Origin of the sequence: Gryllotalpicola protaetiae (assembly GCF_003627055.1) — a bacterium.
GTDB lineage: Bacteria > Actinomycetota > Actinomycetes > Actinomycetales > Microbacteriaceae > Gryllotalpicola > Gryllotalpicola protaetiae.
The window spans coordinates 467,691-483,687 of sequence record NZ_CP032624.1 but is presented as its reverse complement, the minus strand read 5'-3'; the positions used below and the strand labels follow the sequence as shown (position 1 = coordinate 483,687).

General features: G+C 69.0%; 10 protein-coding genes. 2 read left to right on the top strand and 8 right to left on the bottom strand.

The window, feature by feature from the left end; genetic code table 11:
- The first annotated feature begins 13 nt into the window (after nt 1-13).
- Nucleotides 14-2,062, top strand: coding sequence for a hypothetical protein (locus D7I44_RS02480; RefSeq protein ID WP_120788036.1), 2,049 nt, complete (start codon nt 14-16; stop codon nt 2,060-2,062).
- Between the two features lie 104 nt (nt 2,063-2,166).
- Here the strand turns inward: D7I44_RS02480 and D7I44_RS02475 are convergent, their stop codons facing one another.
- Genes D7I44_RS02475 through rhaI form a run of 7 tightly spaced genes read right to left on the bottom strand, consistent with a single transcriptional unit; the run spans nt 2,167 to nt 11,881 of the window.
- Nucleotides 2,167-3,564: a glycoside hydrolase family 5 protein gene (locus D7I44_RS02475; RefSeq protein WP_120788035.1), complete on the bottom strand. Its 1,398-nt coding sequence runs from the start codon at nt 3,562-3,564 to the stop codon at nt 2,167-2,169.
- A 12-nt stretch (nt 3,565-3,576) separates the two neighbouring features.
- Entirely contained in the window at nt 3,577-4,605 is a 1,029-nt protein-coding gene (locus D7I44_RS02470) for a M24 family metallopeptidase (RefSeq protein ID WP_245979939.1), read from the bottom strand.
- Between the two features lie 9 nt (nt 4,606-4,614).
- Nucleotides 4,615-5,979 (bottom strand): DUF222 domain-containing protein, encoded by a 1,365-nt coding sequence (locus tag D7I44_RS02465; protein WP_120788034.1) that lies wholly within the window; start codon nt 5,977-5,979, stop codon nt 4,615-4,617.
- A gap of 32 nt (nt 5,980-6,011) precedes the next feature.
- On the bottom strand, nt 6,012-7,247 hold the full coding sequence (locus D7I44_RS02460) for an alpha-hydroxy acid oxidase (protein WP_120788033.1): 1,236 nt from the start codon (nt 7,245-7,247) through the stop codon (nt 6,012-6,014).
- Complete coding sequence (locus D7I44_RS02455) at nt 7,240-8,670, bottom strand: rhamnulokinase (protein ID WP_120788032.1); 1,431 nt, start codon at nt 8,668-8,670, stop codon at nt 7,240-7,242. The genes D7I44_RS02460 and D7I44_RS02455 overlap by 8 nt, the downstream gene beginning before the upstream one ends.
- Nucleotides 8,667-10,715 (bottom strand): bifunctional aldolase/short-chain dehydrogenase, encoded by a 2,049-nt coding sequence (locus D7I44_RS02450; RefSeq protein ID WP_120790751.1) that lies wholly within the window; start codon nt 10,713-10,715, stop codon nt 8,667-8,669. The genes D7I44_RS02455 and D7I44_RS02450 overlap by 4 nt, the downstream gene beginning before the upstream one ends.
- Complete coding sequence (rhaI, locus tag D7I44_RS02445; protein WP_120788031.1) at nt 10,712-11,881, bottom strand: L-rhamnose isomerase; 1,170 nt, start codon at nt 11,879-11,881, stop codon at nt 10,712-10,714. Before rhaI ends, D7I44_RS02450 begins: the two co-directional genes overlap by 4 nt.
- Before the next feature lie 135 nt (nt 11,882-12,016).
- Here rhaI and D7I44_RS02440 point away from each other — a divergent pair, with 135 nt between their 5' ends.
- On the top strand, nt 12,017-13,015 hold the full coding sequence (locus D7I44_RS02440; protein WP_342768596.1) for a LacI family DNA-binding transcriptional regulator: 999 nt from the start codon (nt 12,017-12,019) through the stop codon (nt 13,013-13,015).
- 32 nt (nt 13,016-13,047) lie between these two features.
- Here the strand turns inward: D7I44_RS02440 and D7I44_RS02435 are convergent, their stop codons facing one another.
- Nucleotides 13,048-15,921: a glucuronyl esterase domain-containing protein gene (locus tag D7I44_RS02435; RefSeq protein WP_162940013.1), complete on the bottom strand. Its 2,874-nt coding sequence runs from the start codon at nt 15,919-15,921 to the stop codon at nt 13,048-13,050.
- Nucleotides 15,922-15,997: the final 76 nt, after the last annotated feature.

Here is a 15,997-nt window from a genome sequence, read left to right as displayed (position 1 = left end):
CCGCCGATCCCCAGTGATCAACAGAACCGAGCTGGTCGGGCGGCACAGTGTGCTGCTCGACCAGCTCGTTCCCGATTCCCCGCTCTCCGTCGGGAACGGCGAGTTCTGCGTCACCGTCGACGTGACGGGGCTGCAGACCTTCCCAGAGGCGTACCCGGTGGCCGCCCGGTACGGCGACGCGCCGGGCACGCTGCTCGGCACGATGTCGCACTGGGGGTGGGACTCGTCGCCCGGGCGAGTGCCGCTCGAACCGCAGCTGCGCACCTACGACAGCCCGCACGGCCCGGCTCTGTACGCAGACCTCGGCGGGTCTTTCGGGGCGGATGCCTCGGCCGGCCAGTCCCGCGAGGAGGAGTGGCTGCGGAACAACCCGCACCGCCTCGATCTCGGCCGGGTGGGGCTGTGGGCGGGGGACGAGCCGGTTCAGGCATCCGCCCTGTCCCACGTCGCGCAGCGCCTGGAGCTGCTGACCGGCACCATCACCAGCCGTTTCCGGCTGGGCGACCGTGCCTTCGCGACCCGTACCGCGGTGCACCCCGTGCGTGACGCGCTGGCGGTGTCGATCGACGGCACCGGCGAGGTCGGGCTGCGGCTCGCGTTTCCCGCGGGGTCCGAGGCATGGGCGAACGCGGCCGACTGGTCGCGGCCAGAGGCGCACACGAGCGAGCTCGAAGAGACGGATGCCGGATGGCGTGTGCGTCGCCGGCTGCACGAGTTCTCGTACTCCGTGTCGATCACCGCGCCCGGCGCGCGGTTCGAGCGCGTCGGTACTCATGAGTTCCTGCTCCGCGCGGCCGGCGGGCGGCTTGAGGCCGTGGTCGAGTTCCATCGCGGCGAGGCGGGCGAAGCGAACGGGCAGCTTCAGGCATCCCTCGTGTTCGCTGCCGCCGCTGCGCACTGGGATCGGTTCTGGAATTCGGGTGGCGCGCTCGAGCTGGCCGACAGCGACGACCCGCGAGCCTTCGAGCTGGAGCGGCGGGTGGTGCTGTCGCAGTACCTGTCCGCGCTGTCGGCCGGGTCGCTGCCGCCGGCCGAGACCGGGCTGATGCTCAATTCGTGGCGGGGCAAGTTCCACCTCGAGATGCACTGGTGGCACCACGGCTGGCTGCCGCAGTGGGGCAGGCCCGAGCTGCTGGAGCGCTCGCTCGCCTGGTACCCGACCGTGCTCGGGCGTGCGCGTGAGACGGCCCGTGGTCAAGGCCTCCCCGGTGCGCGCTGGCCGAAGCAGATCGGGCCGGACGGCATCGAGGCACCGAGCCCCATCGGGCCGTTCCTTGCGTGGCAGCAGCCGCACCCGATCCATCTCGCCGAGCTGCTGTACCGCGCGGCACCGTCGCGCGAGGTGATCGAGCGCTGGGCCGACGTCGTCGTCGCGACGGCCGAGTTCATGGCGGCATTCCCGACCCCCGGCGCCGGTGGTTTCGAGCTGGGCCCACCGATCATCCCTGCGCAGGAGTCCTACGACGCGGGCCGCGCCACCAACAGGAATCCGACCTTCGAGCTCGCGTACTGGTCGTGGGCGCTCGAGGTCGCCGCGCAGTGGCTCGAGCGACTCGGGCGTACGCCGCCGCCGCGCTGGCGCGAGGTCTCGCGCGGCATGGCCCCGCCGCCCGTGCTCGAGACGGGGACCTACGCGGCGCTCGGCTCGCCGCCGTATCTCATGCGCACCGACCACCCCAGCATGCTCGCCGCCCTCGGAGTCGTGCCGCAGACCGCCCTCGTCGACCGCGCGACGATGCGGCGGACGCTCCGCGACGCCCTCGCCGACTGGGACTGGCCGACCGCCTGGGGCTGGGACTTCCCCATGGCGGCGATGACCGCGACCCGTCTCGGCGAGCCGGAGCTCGCGGTCGACGCGCTGCTGCTCGATGTGCCGAAGAACACCTACCTGCGCAACGGCCACAACCGGCAGGATGCCTCGCTGCCGATCTACCTGCCCGGCAACGGCGGCCTGCTGCTGGCGACGGGCCTCATGGCCGCCGGCCACGACGGCTCGGCGCCGCGCCCCGGCTTCGGGGCGGGCTGGCACCCTGTGTGGGAGGGCATCACGCCCCTGCCGTAGGGCCCTCCGGGATCGCGCGGCCGTAGGAACCGTGCGCAAGACGCACGTTCGTTCCTGCGTTTGCGCCGTTCAGTAGGCACGATCGCGCGTCTCAGGGCCGGTTCCTACCGCGATGCGCGCAGGTGGGCCTGCAGCAGCTCGACGAGAGGGGTGCGCACCTCGGTGCTCGCGAAGCGGAACGCGGACGCCAGCTGTCGCGCCCGCTCGACAGACACGCCCGCGAACCGCGACGCGAAGCGGTCGGCCAGCGGCTCGGCGAGGAGGATGTGCCGCACGAGCACCGCGAGGTGCGGCTTCCGGCCCCACGGGTACGGCGCGAAGTCAGGGAACTCGCGGTCGAAGACCGCGTCGATGGGGTCGAGGATGTCTCGTACGCCGACATCCGACCCGCCCCAGGAATCCGTGCCCAACTGCTCCTTGGTCGCCAGATCGGGTGCGATCAGTCGCAGATAGTCGGAATCGGGGGAGACTGTGACGAGGCCCTGCAGGCCGATGTCCTTGTAGGTCCACAGTGCCCAGCTCGCGCCGTGGTCGTGGTAGATGTCGAGCTGATCCTGCAGCAGTTGCAGCCGCCATTCCTGCGTGACGCCGCCGGGGTACACCGGCCCGAACTCGCCGATCCAGATCGGGGTGCCTGTCTGGCGCATGTACTCGGTGCGGCGCAGGAAGGTCTGCTCGAGCACCGAGCGATCGAAGTACTCGCCGCGCGTCACCCCCGGGTACTCGGTCGCGCTCGTGATGCCGGGCAGTGCGTAGTCGTGCGCCGTGTAGACCACGTTCGGCAGCGCCGGCCGACCGTCGAACGACGAGAAGTCGGTCGAGTACTTGTTGCCGTCGAGGAACAGCACGTGCCGTGGGTCGATCGCCCTGATCGCCTTCTCGATCCTCTCGTAGAACACGGGCAGCACCTCACCGCTGGGGTCGGCCGGCTCGTTGATCGGGTTGTAGCCTGCGACCTCGGGCCGATCTTTGAAGCGGTCGGCCAGGGCCTCCCACAGGTGGACGACTCGATCCTGGAAGTGCGGGTGGTTCCAGAACTCGGCGAGGTGCGTCGGGTTGTCGCTGTGCCAGTGCTGGTTCTGGCGCCCCGGCAGCGCATGCAGATCGAGAATCGAGCGGATGCCGTGACGGCCAAGCACCTCGACCGCGCGCTCGAGCCGCGCGAAGCCCGACTCCTTGAGTTGGAAGGGCCGGGCGTCGTCTTCGAAGTGCCGGTAGTTGAACGGGATGCGCACGCTGTCGATGCCGACGGATGCGAGGAAGGCGGCGTCCTCGTCGGCGATGAAGCCGTCGAGATACTCGTCGAAGAACGCCTCGTAGGCCTCGTCGCCCATCGCCCGCCGCAGCTTCGCGCGGATCGCCTCCTCATTCCCGGGGTAGCCCGAGATGAAGTTCTCCATGTTCATCCATCCGCCGAGGCCGACGCCGGCGAGGCGCACGACGGCGCTCGACTCGTCGACGAGGTCGGAACCCTGGGTGCGGAGGAATGTCAGTTCAGTCATGCGTCGCTTCAATCAGACGAAGGGCAGGGGGAGAGGGCGCAGAACGCCGTTGACGTCGGTGGTCGGCCAGACGGGGTCGGCGGTGAGCACCTCGACCTTGCCGTCGGCGATGATGACGGTGTCTTCGACCTTGGTCCGCGGTGCGCTGGGATTCCAGGCGAACGCCTGCCCGTCGGTGACGAGATCGGTGGCCGTCGGGGTCGCGCGGGGGTCGCGGCCGGCGTAGCCGGTCGGGCCGCCCTGGTGGTGGTTCAGCCATTCGGACGGCTGGAAGCCGTGCGCGGGGTAGGCGCTCGCGATGTCGGCGAGCACCTCGGCCAGCGATCGGTCGGGTCGGGTCGCGGCGAAGGCATCCGCTTCGACCTCGAGCAGCCGCTCATCTGCATCACTCGCGTCGCCCACGAACCGGGTGAGGTTCGCGATCAGCCCGTGGCGGCGGGCCCCGACGACGAGCATGGCGCGATCACCGAGTGGCGCGGTTGTCGGCAGCGGATGCCTGAGCCCGAGCCGCCCAGCCCCCGCAGCCAGCAGCACAACGGGCTCGGCGCCCGCTTCGATCACGGCGTGCGCGAGCGCGGCTGCCGCGTGCCGCTCGCTGTCAGCGGCGCGCAGCTCACGGGCGACGGCCGTCACGGCGCGGGCGAGATCGCTGCCGAGGGCGCGGTAACGCTCGATTTCGACCGGGAGCAGCTGCGCGCGTGCCGCGCGCAGCTCGGCAGCGAGGGATGCCTCGGGCTCGGCGCCCGCGGGCAGCGGTGGCAGCGGCTCGTGCCACGGGATCGGAACCACGTCGAGCTCGCCGAGCGCCGCGAGCTCTTCGCGCTGCATCCGTTCGACCTCGTTCGCGAACACGAACAACTTGAGCTCTTCGTGCGTCACGTGCGCGCTCAGCACGGGATCGCCGTTGGTCGGCACCGTCACGCGCGCACCGCCCAGCAGCCACGCCAGGCTTTCTCTGCTGGTCAGGGTCACTGAGGTGAGGCCGCGCTCGGAGAGCACTCCTCGAACGCGGTCGACCTTGACCGCGAGCTCGCTCGTCATGCAGCCAGCCTATCGTGAAAGCGGTTTCTCGAAATCGACGGGGACGACCTGTCCCCAGTTCTGGGCATGGAACTCAGCGCCTGGGTCGGTGGACGGCGGGTATCCAGGGTGAGGCGTGGGAGCCGTAGACCCATCTGATTTCGGGTGTGCCGTCTTCGCTGGTGCGGAGTTGGTAGGGGCCGTCGTCGATGAGGTGGTGGTGCCACCAGCACAGGAGTGCGGCGTTGATGACATTGGTTTTGCCGCCGTCTTTCCAGGGTGTGAGGTGGTGGGTTTCGCACCATCGGGCGGGTGTGGTGCAGCCGGGATGATGCAGCCTTTGTCTCGGGCGGCGAGGGCTCTGCGCTGTTGCGGGGTGAAGCAGCGTTGGGTGCGGCCGAGGTTCAGGATCTCGCCGGTGGGGGAGAGTTCGACTTCTTGGTAGCCGCCGGTGTCGATCATGCGCTTCGCGGTTGTGATGCTGACCGGTTCGGCTTCGCCGTCGATCCAGGCGGGGCCGGTGCCGTTGTCGAGGTCGTCGCGGGTGACGGTGACGAGCACGGTGGGGTGGGCTCCGCCCATGGTGGGTGCGTCGCCGGATCGGGCGTGGGTGCTGATGATCATGTGGAGGGTGTCGAGGTCTTGCTGCTCGCGGGTGCGGGTGTCTCGCGGGGGTGGGAGCTCACCGGCGCTGCCGCCGTGGGTGCTGCCGTCCGCGGGGTTGGTGCTGTCGTTGTTACCGGCGCTGTCCTCGAGCGCGGCTTCGCCGTCGGGTTCGTCGGCGGGGTGGAAGGCGATGGAGGAGGCGGCGCGAGGGTTGCGGTAGGCGTCGAGGACGGTGCGCAGGGTCGCGGCGATTTCGATGGGCAGCAGCCCGGTGAGTTTCACGAGACCGTCGTGGGCCTTGCCGAGGCGCAGGAAGCGCTTCTCGATCGCGGTCTTTTCAATAGGTTCGATGCCGTCGGGGTCAAGGACCGCTTTCCATACTTCGGCGGCGGCGGCGACCGCGGAGGCGGGCAGCGCCTGCGACATCTCGAGAAGCTGGGTGCAGGCCACGTCGACATCGGCGGGGTTTGCGGTGTGCAGGGTCTTCAGGATCGGCGCGCCGATCACCTCGGCCTGCGCCCGCGAGAGCGCCCCCGCAGTCATCGCTTCCTCGATGACGGGCAGCTTCGCCAGAGCTCGCGATTCCAGCACGCGCCTGCGGGCATCCTCTGCCGAGGTGCGGGTCACGGTCTCGATCGCACCCCAGGGCTTCCTCGCCCCGAGCTTCCGCGCCAAAGAGTCCTCCCCGAGGGTCTCGTCGGACCGGCGGTCGAACTCCCTGGCGACGGCGAGCGTGATCGCCTCGGCCTGCCGCAGCACCTCTTCCACGCTCTGCGCGAGGCCGACCATCCGCCGTGAATATAGAAGTTAAATACGTAGCCCTAGAGCTCCCGCGGCTCGAGCCGCCGAAGCTGGGTGACGTGCGCGGGCGTCAGTTCCTCCAGTGATGACACCTGCAGGAGTTTCATGGTGCGGATCAGCTGGTCGGACAGGATCGCGATCGCCCGGTCGACTCCGGCGCGTCCGCCGGCCATGAGGCCGTAGAGGTAGGCCCGTCCGACGAGGGTGAAGCGCGCGCCGAGGGCGATCGAGGCGATGATGTCGGCGCCGTTCATGATGCCGGTGTCGACGACGATCTCGACATCGCGGCCGACTTCGCGGACCACGGAGGGCAGCAGGTGGAAGGGGATGGGCGCCCGGTCGAGCTGTCGGCCGCCGTGGTTGGACAGCACGATGCCGTCGACGCCGAGCCCGGCGAGCTTCTTCGCGTCCTCGACGTTCTGCACGCCCTTGATCGCGAGCTTGCCGGGCCACATCTCGCGGATGACCTTGAGGTCGTCGAATGAGATCGTCGGGTCCATCGCGGAATCCAGCAGCTCGCCGACGGTGCCGCCGGTCGATGACAGTGACGCGAACTCGAGCTTGGGGGTCGTCAGGAAGTCCCACCACCACCATGGCCGTGGAATGGCGTTGATGACGATGCGCGGCGTCAGCTGGGGCGGGATCGAGAAGCCGTTGCGCTTGTCGCGCAGGCGTGCGCCCGCGATCGGTGTGTCGACGGTGAAGAACAGGGTGTCGAACCCGGCGGCGGCGGCGCGCTCGACGAGGCCGTAGGAGATCGCGCGGTCCCGCATCACATAGAGCTGGAACCAGTTGCGGCCGGCGGGATTCGCGGCGCGCACCCCTTCGATCGAGGTGGTTCCCAAGGTCGACAGGGTGAACGGTATCCCGGCGGCCCCCGCCGCTGATGCCCCGGCCGTTTCGCCTTCGGTCTGCATCAGCCGCGTGAACCCGGTCGGCGCGATGCCGAACGGCAGGGCGGACGGGCCGCCGAACACCGTCGTCGAGGCATCGGCGTGGGACACGTCGTGCAGGATCGACGGGTGGAACTCGACGTCCTCGAACGCCTGCCGCGCCCGCGCGAGCGACAGCTCCCCCTCTGCGGCGCCGTCGGTGTAGTCGAACGCGGCGGCCGGCGTGCGCCGCTTCGCGATCGCCCGCAGATCGTAGATCGTCAGCGCGGCATCCAGCCGCCGCTTGCGCCCGTCGAGCTCCGGTTTCTTGAACTTCATCAGCTCGAAGATCTCGGCGGGCTTCGGAACCTGGCGCTCAACCATGAGTGACCGGCTTTCTCGTTGTGGTCGGAGTGTACGTCTGCGGCCGCTGCGTCGCCGCCACCAGTGCGCGCAACGACTCCAGCGAGCCTGAGGCCGCGCCGACGGCGCGTGCCTGCACGAGCAGGTTCCCGATCGCGGTGGCCTCGACCGGGCCCGCGATGACGGGCAGCCCCGAGCGGTCGGCGGTCGCCTGGCAGAGCAGCGCGTTCTGCGCGCCGCCGCCGACGAGATGGATGGCGGAGACCGCGGCGCCCGACAGTGACGCCGCCACGGAGACCGTCGACGCGAACGCCTGGGCGAGGCTCTCGACGATGCACCGCACCAGCGCCGGGCGCGAGGCCGGCACCGGCAGCTCGTGCTCGCGCAGCCAGTCGGCGATGCGTGCGGGCATGTCGCCGGGCGCGAGAAACCGCGGGTCATCGACATCGAAGACGGGCACGGATGCCTGCACAGCCGCCGCCTGCTCCAGCAAGGTCGGCAGCGCCTCACCCCACACCCGAACGCACTCCGACAGCAGCCACAGCCCCATGACGTTGTGCAGAAAGCGGACGCGCCCGTCGACGCCGCCCTCATTGGTGAAGGAGGCTCGGCGCGCGGCATCCGTCAGCACCGGGTGCGCGAGCTCGACCCCGACGAGCCCCCAGGTGCCGCACGAGATGTAGGCGATGTCGTCGCTCGTCGTCGGCAGTGCGACCACGGCGCTCGCGGTGTCATGTGACCCGACGGCCGTGACCGGCACGGGGGCGCCGACGACCTCGAGCGCCGCGCCGCTGACCATGCCGATCCGGGTGCCCGGGTCGACGAGCGGCGGCAGCACGCGCCGCGGAATCCCGAGCGTGTCAGCCAGACCCTCGTCCCATTCGCGGGTCGCGGCGTCGAGCAGCCCGGTCGTCGAGGCGTTGGTGCGCTCGGCGGAGATCGCGCCGGTCAGCTCGAAGACGAGCAGGTCGGGGATGAGGAGCATCGTGTCCGCTCCGTCGAGCACGCCGTCGGCCCGGTCGCAGGCGAGCTGGAACATCGTGTTGAACGGCAGGTGCTGCAGGCCGTTGCGGCGGTAGAGCTCGGCCGCGTCGACGTGCTCGTGCACCAGGGGCGGCCCGACCGCGCCGCGGCGCGGGTCGCGGTAATGGAACGGCGCGCCCAACATCCGCCCGTCATGCAGCAGCGCGTAGTCGACGGCCCACGAGTCGATGCCGACGGATGCCAGCCCGGGCTCCTCCCGCACGGCGAGCGCCAGCCCGTCGAGCGCGTTGCGGTAGAGCCCGAGCAGATTCCAGTGCAGCCCGTCGCGCAGCGGCACCGGGTCGTTCGGGAAACGCGCGAGCTGCCGCAGCTCGAGCTCGTTCGGCCCGACGCTGCCCAGGATCACTCGACCGCTCGTCGCCCCGAGGTCGATCGCGGCAAGGCGGGCGGCGGGGGTCATCGCAGGAATGCGGCGGCCACACCCGCATCGACAGGGATGTGCAACCCGGTCGTGTGGTCGAGGTCGGCTGTGCACAGCACGAAGACCGCATTCGCCACGTGCTCGGGCAGCACCTCGCGCTTGAGCAGGGTGCGCTGGGCGTAGTACTCGCCGAGCTTCTCCTCCGGCACGCCGTAGACCGCGGCGCGTTTCGCGCCCCAGCCGCCGGCGAAGATGCCGGAGCCGCGCACGACCCCGTCGGGGTTGATGCCGTTGACCTTCACCCCGTGCTCGCCGAGCTCGGCCGCGAGCAGCCGCACCTGGTGCGCCTGGTCGGCCTTGGTCGCCGAGTAGGCGATGTTGTTGGGCCCTGCGAACACCGAGTTCTTCGACGAGATGTAGATGATGTCGCCGCCGAGCTTCTGGTCGATGAGCACGCGGGCCGCGGCGCGCGAGACGAGGAAGGAGCCCTTGGCCATCACGTTGTGCTGCAGGTCCCAGTCGGCGACGGTCGTCTCGAGCAGCGACTTCGACAGCGACAGGCCCGCGTTGTTCACGACAATGTCGAGGCCGCCGAAGGCGAGTAGCGCGGCATCCACCGCGTGCTGCACCTGCGCCTCGTCGGTGACGTTCACCTGCACGCCGACGGCGACGTCGGGGCCGCCGAGCTCAGCGGCGGCAGCCTGCGCCTTCTCCGGATCGAGGTCGGCGATGACGACGCACGCGCCCTCGGCGGCGAGTCGGGTGGCTGTGGCCTTGCCGATGCCGGACGCGGCGCCCGTGACGAGCGCGATGCGCGTCGCGAGCGGCTTCGGCTTCGGGCGGCGGGCGAGCTTCGCCTCCTCAAGCGCCCAGTACTCGATGCGGAATTTCTCGGCCTCATCGATGGGGGAGTAGGTCGAGAGCGCCTCGGCGCCGCGCATGACGTTGATCGCGTTGACGTAGAACTCGCCGGCGACGCGCGCGGTCTGCTTGTCGGCGCCGTACGAGAACATGCCGACGCCGGGCACGAGGATGATTGCGGGGTCCGCCCCGCGCATCGCGGGCGGCTCCTCGCCGCGCGCTCGGGCGGCGGCGGCGCCGCGCTCGTAGTACGCCGTGTAGTCGGCGCGGTACGCCTCGTGCAGTGCGGGTAGGCGCTCCACGATCTCGGCGACGGTCGCGTCGGCCGGCAGGTCGATGACGAGGGGCTTCACCTTCGTGCGGAGGAAGTGGTCGGGGCAGCTCGTGCCGAGGGCGGCGAGCTCGGGTAGGCGCTCGGAGGCGAGGAAGTCGAGCACGGCATCCGCGTCGGTGAAGTGGCCCACCTGAGGCTTGTCGTGCGAGGCGATCGCGCGCAGGTGCGGCACGAGCGCGGCGGCCTTGGCGTGGCGGGCGGATGCCTCGAGCGGCGCGTACCCGTCGCGTCGGCCGCCGAACGGCTCGGCGCTCCCATGGGCCGCGATGTATTCCTCTGCCGTCTTGATGATCCACAGCGAATTGGCCTCGGCCTCGTCGCTGGTGTCGCCCCAGGCCGTGATGCCGTGGCCGCCGAGGATCGCGCCGATCACGCCGGGGTTCTCGGCCTTGATCGCCGCTATGTCGAGACCCAGCTGGAAGCCCGGGCGGCGCCACGGCACCCACGCCACGCGCCCGCCGAACGCGCGCGCGGTGAGCGCCTCGCCGTCCTGTGCTGTAGCGATGGATATGCCGGAATCCGGGTGCAGATGGTCGACGTGCGCGGCATCCACCAGCCCGTGCATGGCGGTGTCGATCGACGGGGCAGCGCCGCCCTTGCCGTGCAGCGTGTAGTCGAACGCCGCGACCATCTCGTCCTCGCGCTCGACACCCGGATAGACGTGTTGCAGCGCGCGAAGCCGGTCGAGGCGCAGCACCGCGAGTCCCGCCTCGGTGAGCGTGCCGAGGTCGCCGCCCGAGCCCTTCACCCACAGCAGTTCGACCGGCTCGCCCGTCACGGGGTCGATCTCGGTGCCCTTCGCCGAGGTGTTGCCCCCGGCGTAGTTGGTGTTGCGCGGGTCGGCGCCGAGACGATTCGACCGGGCGATCAGGTCCTGCTGCGCGCTCATGCTCCCCACCCCGCCTGCACGCCGCCGACGCGCTCCGCTTCGATCTTCTCCTGATAGCCGGATGCCGCATAGGCGGCCAGCGGATCGGCTGGCAGCCCGCGGGATTCCCGCCACTCGGCCAGGGCGGGGCGCACGTCGGTGTAGAAGGCGTCCATCAGCACGCCGTTCGCGCCGAGCACGTCGCCGGCGCGCTGGGCTGCGGCCAAGGCATCCGTATCGACAAGAAGTGCCCTGGCCGTCATCTCCTGCACGTTCAGCACGGATCTGATCTGCCCGGGGATCTTCTTCTCGATGTTGTGGCACTGATCGAGCATGAACGCCACGTCGGAGCCCGCGCCGTAGCCACCGCCGCGCACCACCTCGAAGAGGATGCGGAACAGTTGGAACGGGTCGGCCGCCCCGACGATCAGGTCGTCGTCGGCGTAGAAGCGCGAGTTGAAGTCGAAGCTGCCGAGCTTCCCGAGGCGGAGCAGCTGCATCACGATGAACTCGATGTTCGTGCCCGGCGCGTGGTGGCCGGTGTCGAGGCAGACGACCGCACGCTCGCCGAGGGCGCTGACCTGCGCGTAGCTCGTGCCCCAATCAGGCACATCGGTGTGATAGAACGCCGGCTCGAAGAACTTGTACTCGAGCACGAGGCGCTGGCTCTCGCCGATGCGGGCGTAGATCGCGGCGAGGGATTCCGCGAGCCGGTCCTGCCTGCCGCGCAGATCGTCCTGTCCCGGGTAGTTCGTGCCGTCGGCCAGCCAGATCTTCAGGTCGCGCGAGCCGGTCTCGTTCATGACGTCGATGCACCGGAAGTGGTGGTCGATCGCCTTCTGCCTCACCGCGGCGTCGCCGTGCGCGAGGCTGCCCAGCTTGTAGTCGTCGTCCTGAAAGGTGTTCGAGTTGATCGTGCCGAGGGCGACGCCGTTCTCAGCGGCGTGCGCGGCGAGGTCGGAGTACGAGTCCACGAGGTCCCACGGGATGTGGAGCGCGACCGTGGGGGAGAGCCCGGTGAGCCGGTGCACCTGAGCGGCATCCGTCACCTTCTCGAACGGGTCGCGCGGCACGCCGGCCTGCCCGAACACCTTGAACCTCGTGCCCGAGTTGCCGAACGCCCAGCTCGGCAGCTCGATGGCCTGCTCGGCGAGCCGGTCGGCGATCTCCGTGAACGCCCTCGTCATGGTCTGGCTCCTTTGCCCGCGGTGGTGTTCTGAATCGTTTCATTCAGTGAGTTCGATCGATGGTTCCACATCGCCGAACTCCGTTGCAAGTCGGCCCTAATATCGATTTCCGTGGGCACCGTGAGCGTGAAAGACGTGGCAAGGCTGGCCGGCGTCTCCGTTGGCACCGTGTCGAACGTCTTGAACAGCCCCGAGAAGGTGACCGCGGCGACGCTGCAGCGTGTTCAGGACGCGATCGACAAACTCGGATTCGTCCGCAATGACGCCGCCCGCCAGCTTCGATTGGGAAGCAGCACCGCCATCGGGCTCCTGATCCTCGACGTGCGAAACCCGTTCTTCACGGAACTCGCCCGGGGCGCAGAGGATTATGCGGCGCGATTCGGCTTCTCGGTCGTGCTCGGCAACAGCGACGAGGACAGCGCCCGCGAATCCGGCTATCTCGACCTTTTCGAGCAGCAGCGCGTTCGCGGAGTCCTCATCTCGCCCATCGGCGATGTGAGTGCGCGGCTTCACAAGCTGCGTCAGCGGGGCACCCGCGCCGTGCTCGTCGACCGAGTGTCGGCGGACTCCGCCTTCAGCTCCGTCTCGGTCGACGATGTCGCCGGCGGTTCGATCGCCGCGAACCATCTGCTCGAGAGCGGCCGTCGGCGGATCGCCTTTCTGGGCGGCCCCGCGTCGTTCCGGCAGGTGAGCGATCGGCTCGCCGGCGCGCGTTCGGCGGTCGCCGCCCATCCCGGCGCGGCGCTCGAGGTCATCGAGGCGTCGGCGTCGACCGTGCAGGCGGGCAGCGAAGTGGCGCGGCGGATTCTCGCCCGTGCCGAAGCCGATCGCCCCGATGCGATCTTCGCGTCGAACGACCTCCTCGCGATCGGCGCGCTCCAGGTCCTGGCCGCATCGGGCGAAGTGCGTGTTCCCGACGACATCGCGTTCGTCGGCTACGACGACATCGACTTCGCCAGCGCGTCGATCGTTCCGCTGACCTCTGTACGGCAGCCCGCCGCGCTCATGGGAGAGACCGCGGTGCAGCTTCTGTTCAGCGAAGTGGAGGACCTCGGCGCGAAGCCGCAGGCCGTGCAATTCCAGCCGGAACTGGTGATCAGGGCGTCGAGCGCGAGGGAGGGCTCGACCGGGTGATCCGGCCGGGCCCTCCCGTGTGCCGGCGGTGTCTACCTGAGGTGTTTCCCTGAGGAATTGAGCTCGAGCACGAGCTGCTCCGCCGAGGCGACCGTCGCCGCGATCTGCGCCGAAGGCACTCGCCCGGATGCCCTCAGCCCCTGTACCTGGCCGATGAATCCGTTCAGAGCCCCGATGGCCGCCGCCGTGTTTCCGGCATGCGACTTCGAGACGGCGTCATCGAGCCGCTTCGCGAGCGAAGAGGGGACGTTGCCGGGAAGGCGCCACCCGCTCACCGTCTGGCGCAGTCCCTTGGCCTCGGAGTCGAAGCCCGAGAAGTACCAGCCGCTCGAGCCGCTGATGCCGTCGGTACCGCCGGTGATCGTGTTGTACCCGCCCCAGTAGTAGTCGTAGGGACTCTCCGTCTGGTTGTTGGAGACCTTCAACGAGTACGGGTCGGTGCCGAGCTGAGTGGCATCGGCTGCGGTCATCGTCTTCGTCCCGTAGAGGAAGTCGCTCAGGTAGCGGCCTTCCGGCGCAGCATCCGCCGCACCGTGGGGATCGCCGGATGAGACGTACTTCCCGCTGTTGAACTTGACCAAGTCGTCACCGTCGGCCCCGAGGTTGTTGTACACGCTCTTGGCGATCTCGAGGCTCATGTTGTCGGTGGTGGCTCCGTCGTTGTAGTCGTTCAGGTTGGTATCGATGATGATCGCACGGTCAGGCGCGAGGGTCGCGACCAGGTCGGCCTGGTCGAACGGCAGTTTGCTGTAGTCGCCGTAGCCGTATGACCCGTCCTCGTGCGCATACATGTGACCCGTCGGCATGAAGTGCCGGAACAACTCGGTCTCGCGCACACGGTTGTGGCGGTAGGAGTTGCCCGGACCCTCGGTGCCATGCGACACGACCTTCTCGGCTCCCGGGTTGTAGTACGCCGTATTGCTGAAGTCGTATTCCTGACCCTGCGCGTTGTATCGCCAGTTCGCAGGCCCGGTGGCCCCCGCTCCGCCTGCGATGACCGCCTTGACCCGGTCATCGAAGATGGCGGCGACGAACGCCTCCTTGCCGTTGATCGAGAACCCCTTCGTCACCGCACGGCTCGGGTCGATCTTTGCGGCGAGCGCCGGGTTCTGGGCCACCGCGGCCTGCAGCGCGTCGAGGTAGACCGAGACCGCGGTCGCGTTGGCGATCAGGATGCTCGAATCGGCCGACGTGCTGTTCCGCTGGTACGGGAACAGCGTGTAGAAGGTGCCGACACGGTTCGGATTGCCCCAAGCGCCGGCATCCGTTCGATTGTCGCCCGCCCAGAACGGGAAGGTGACGTTAGCGATTCCGTTGGCCGTGAAGTTGGTGCTGAATCCGATCGCGGCCTTGCCGCCGCCGGGAACCGACGCGGGAAGCGTGATCGGGATCGAGATGCTCACGGGGACGCCGCCGTTGAAGTTCTTGTTCGTCGGGACGACCTGGGCGGTGACAACGGGATTGCCGGTGCCGTCATAGCTGTTGCCGGTCACGGTGATCGTGTAGTCCGTGCCGAGCACCGGCTTGTAGCCGTACTCGTAGAACTGGGCCAGGCTGAGCAGTTCTTGCTTGCGCTGCTGCCACTGTGCCGAGTTGGTGACGGCGCCGTTGGTGCCCTTGCGCGGATCGAAGAACGTCAGCGGGCTCGGGACGGTCTGATCCTCAGGCAGATCGTTCGGATCCGGATACTTCGTGTCGGCCCAGCGCAGACCGGCGAAGGCGTCTGTCACCTTCTTCACGGCCGCTTCCTCTTGCGCCCGGCTGACATGCGGCTTGTTCTTGAGCGCCAGATACGCAGCCTTCGCGGCGACCATGCGGTTCTTCGTCGCCGGTGTCCAGACGGCGCTGTCATCACCGTCGTCGCCGGCTTCCAGCCCCGTGCCTGAGCCGCCTGGATTGCTCTTCGAGTCCCAGAACCGGATGTCCTCATCGGCAGGCCAGCCGCTGTAGGCGAACGGGGTGCGCCCGTTCCAGCCGCTGAGCGTCACGACGCCCCAGTCGCGGTTGCGGATGCGCTCGGAGTTCGGCAGGTTCGAGCCGGCCTCCTGGCCGGCGAAGTACTGCGTCTTGCTCCAGTACGTGAACGAGTTGCCCTGGTCGTAGTTGCCGACCTCGAGCCCGATCTGCGTCCCGTTGCCGATCTTTCGGTTCGGGTCGTCGCCCCAGCCCTCGATCTGCAGCGCGAACTCGTAGGTGTAATTCACGCCGGAGCCTGCGGTATAGCCCGAGGACTTGAAGGCCTGGAGCCGCGTCGAGTAGTCCTGGTTGGCCGGGTTGAAGAACGAGCCGAGCGAGGGGATTCCCGCGTTGTTGAAGGACGTGACCGAGGTGAGGTTCGGATTGGCCCCGAGGAAGAACGTGCCCTGGGTGTCGGTCTCGAGGCCCCACTGGTCGTTGTACACGTCCATCGAGACGAAGATGCCGTCGGTGTTGGGCGCGTAGCTCGCGGTGTTCCAGTTCGGCGTTCCGCTGTCGGACTCCGTGCTGTCCCCGCTGACCTGGACGAGGCCGTAGAGCACCGGCCCGTCCCACATGACCCTGAGGGTGCCGGATGCCGTGGCGCCGGGGTCGTCGCCGGTCATCGTCGCGTTGAACTTGTTGCCGATCGGGTAGGCCTTCGCCTGGTTCCAGGCCGGGTCCTTGACGCCGTCGACGGTGATCGGGTTCGCGGTGAACGCTGCATTGGCTTTGGCGCGGTTCGCCACCACCTTGTAGCTTTCGTTGTTCCCGGCGTCGGGCGAGTACCGCTCGATGACGTTGGTGTTGGTGACGTAGTCCTTGTCACCCGGCTGGTTGTACGGGTACGCACGCCCGGCGCCCTGCGAGGCGAATGCCGACGGCGCGAACACGCCGACGAGCAGCACCACGGGGACGACGACAGCGAGCGAACGGTTCAGTTTTCGCACACGGATCTCCATAGCTGAGTCGCACGAATTGTCGGGTGTGCGCGGCGCACCCGACGACGGGGCTGTCGGCCCGTTC

Bases quoted from the DNA above. Each gene is read 5' to 3' on its own strand.
- D7I44_RS02475 (WP_120788035.1), bottom strand. From the start codon at position 3,564: ATGACTGAACTGACATTCCTCCGCACCCAGGGTTCCGACCTCGTCGAC.
- D7I44_RS02470 (WP_245979939.1), bottom strand. From the start codon at position 4,605: ATGACGAGCGAGCTCGCGGTCAAGGTCGACCGCGTTCGAGGAGTGCTC.
- D7I44_RS02465 (WP_120788034.1), bottom strand. From the start codon at position 5,979: ATGGTCGGCCTCGCGCAGAGCGTGGAAGAGGTGCTGCGGCAGGCCGAG.
- D7I44_RS02460 (WP_120788033.1), bottom strand. From the start codon at position 7,247: ATGGTTGAGCGCCAGGTTCCGAAGCCCGCCGAGATCTTCGAGCTGATG.
- D7I44_RS02455 (WP_120788032.1), bottom strand. From the start codon at position 8,670: ATGACCCCCGCCGCCCGCCTTGCCGCGATCGACCTCGGGGCGACGAGC.
- D7I44_RS02450 (WP_120790751.1), bottom strand. From the start codon at position 10,715: ATGAGCGCGCAGCAGGACCTGATCGCCCGGTCGAATCGTCTCGGCGCC.
- rhaI (WP_120788031.1), bottom strand. From the start codon at position 11,881: ATGACGAGGGCGTTCACGGAGATCGCCGACCGGCTCGCCGAGCAGGCC.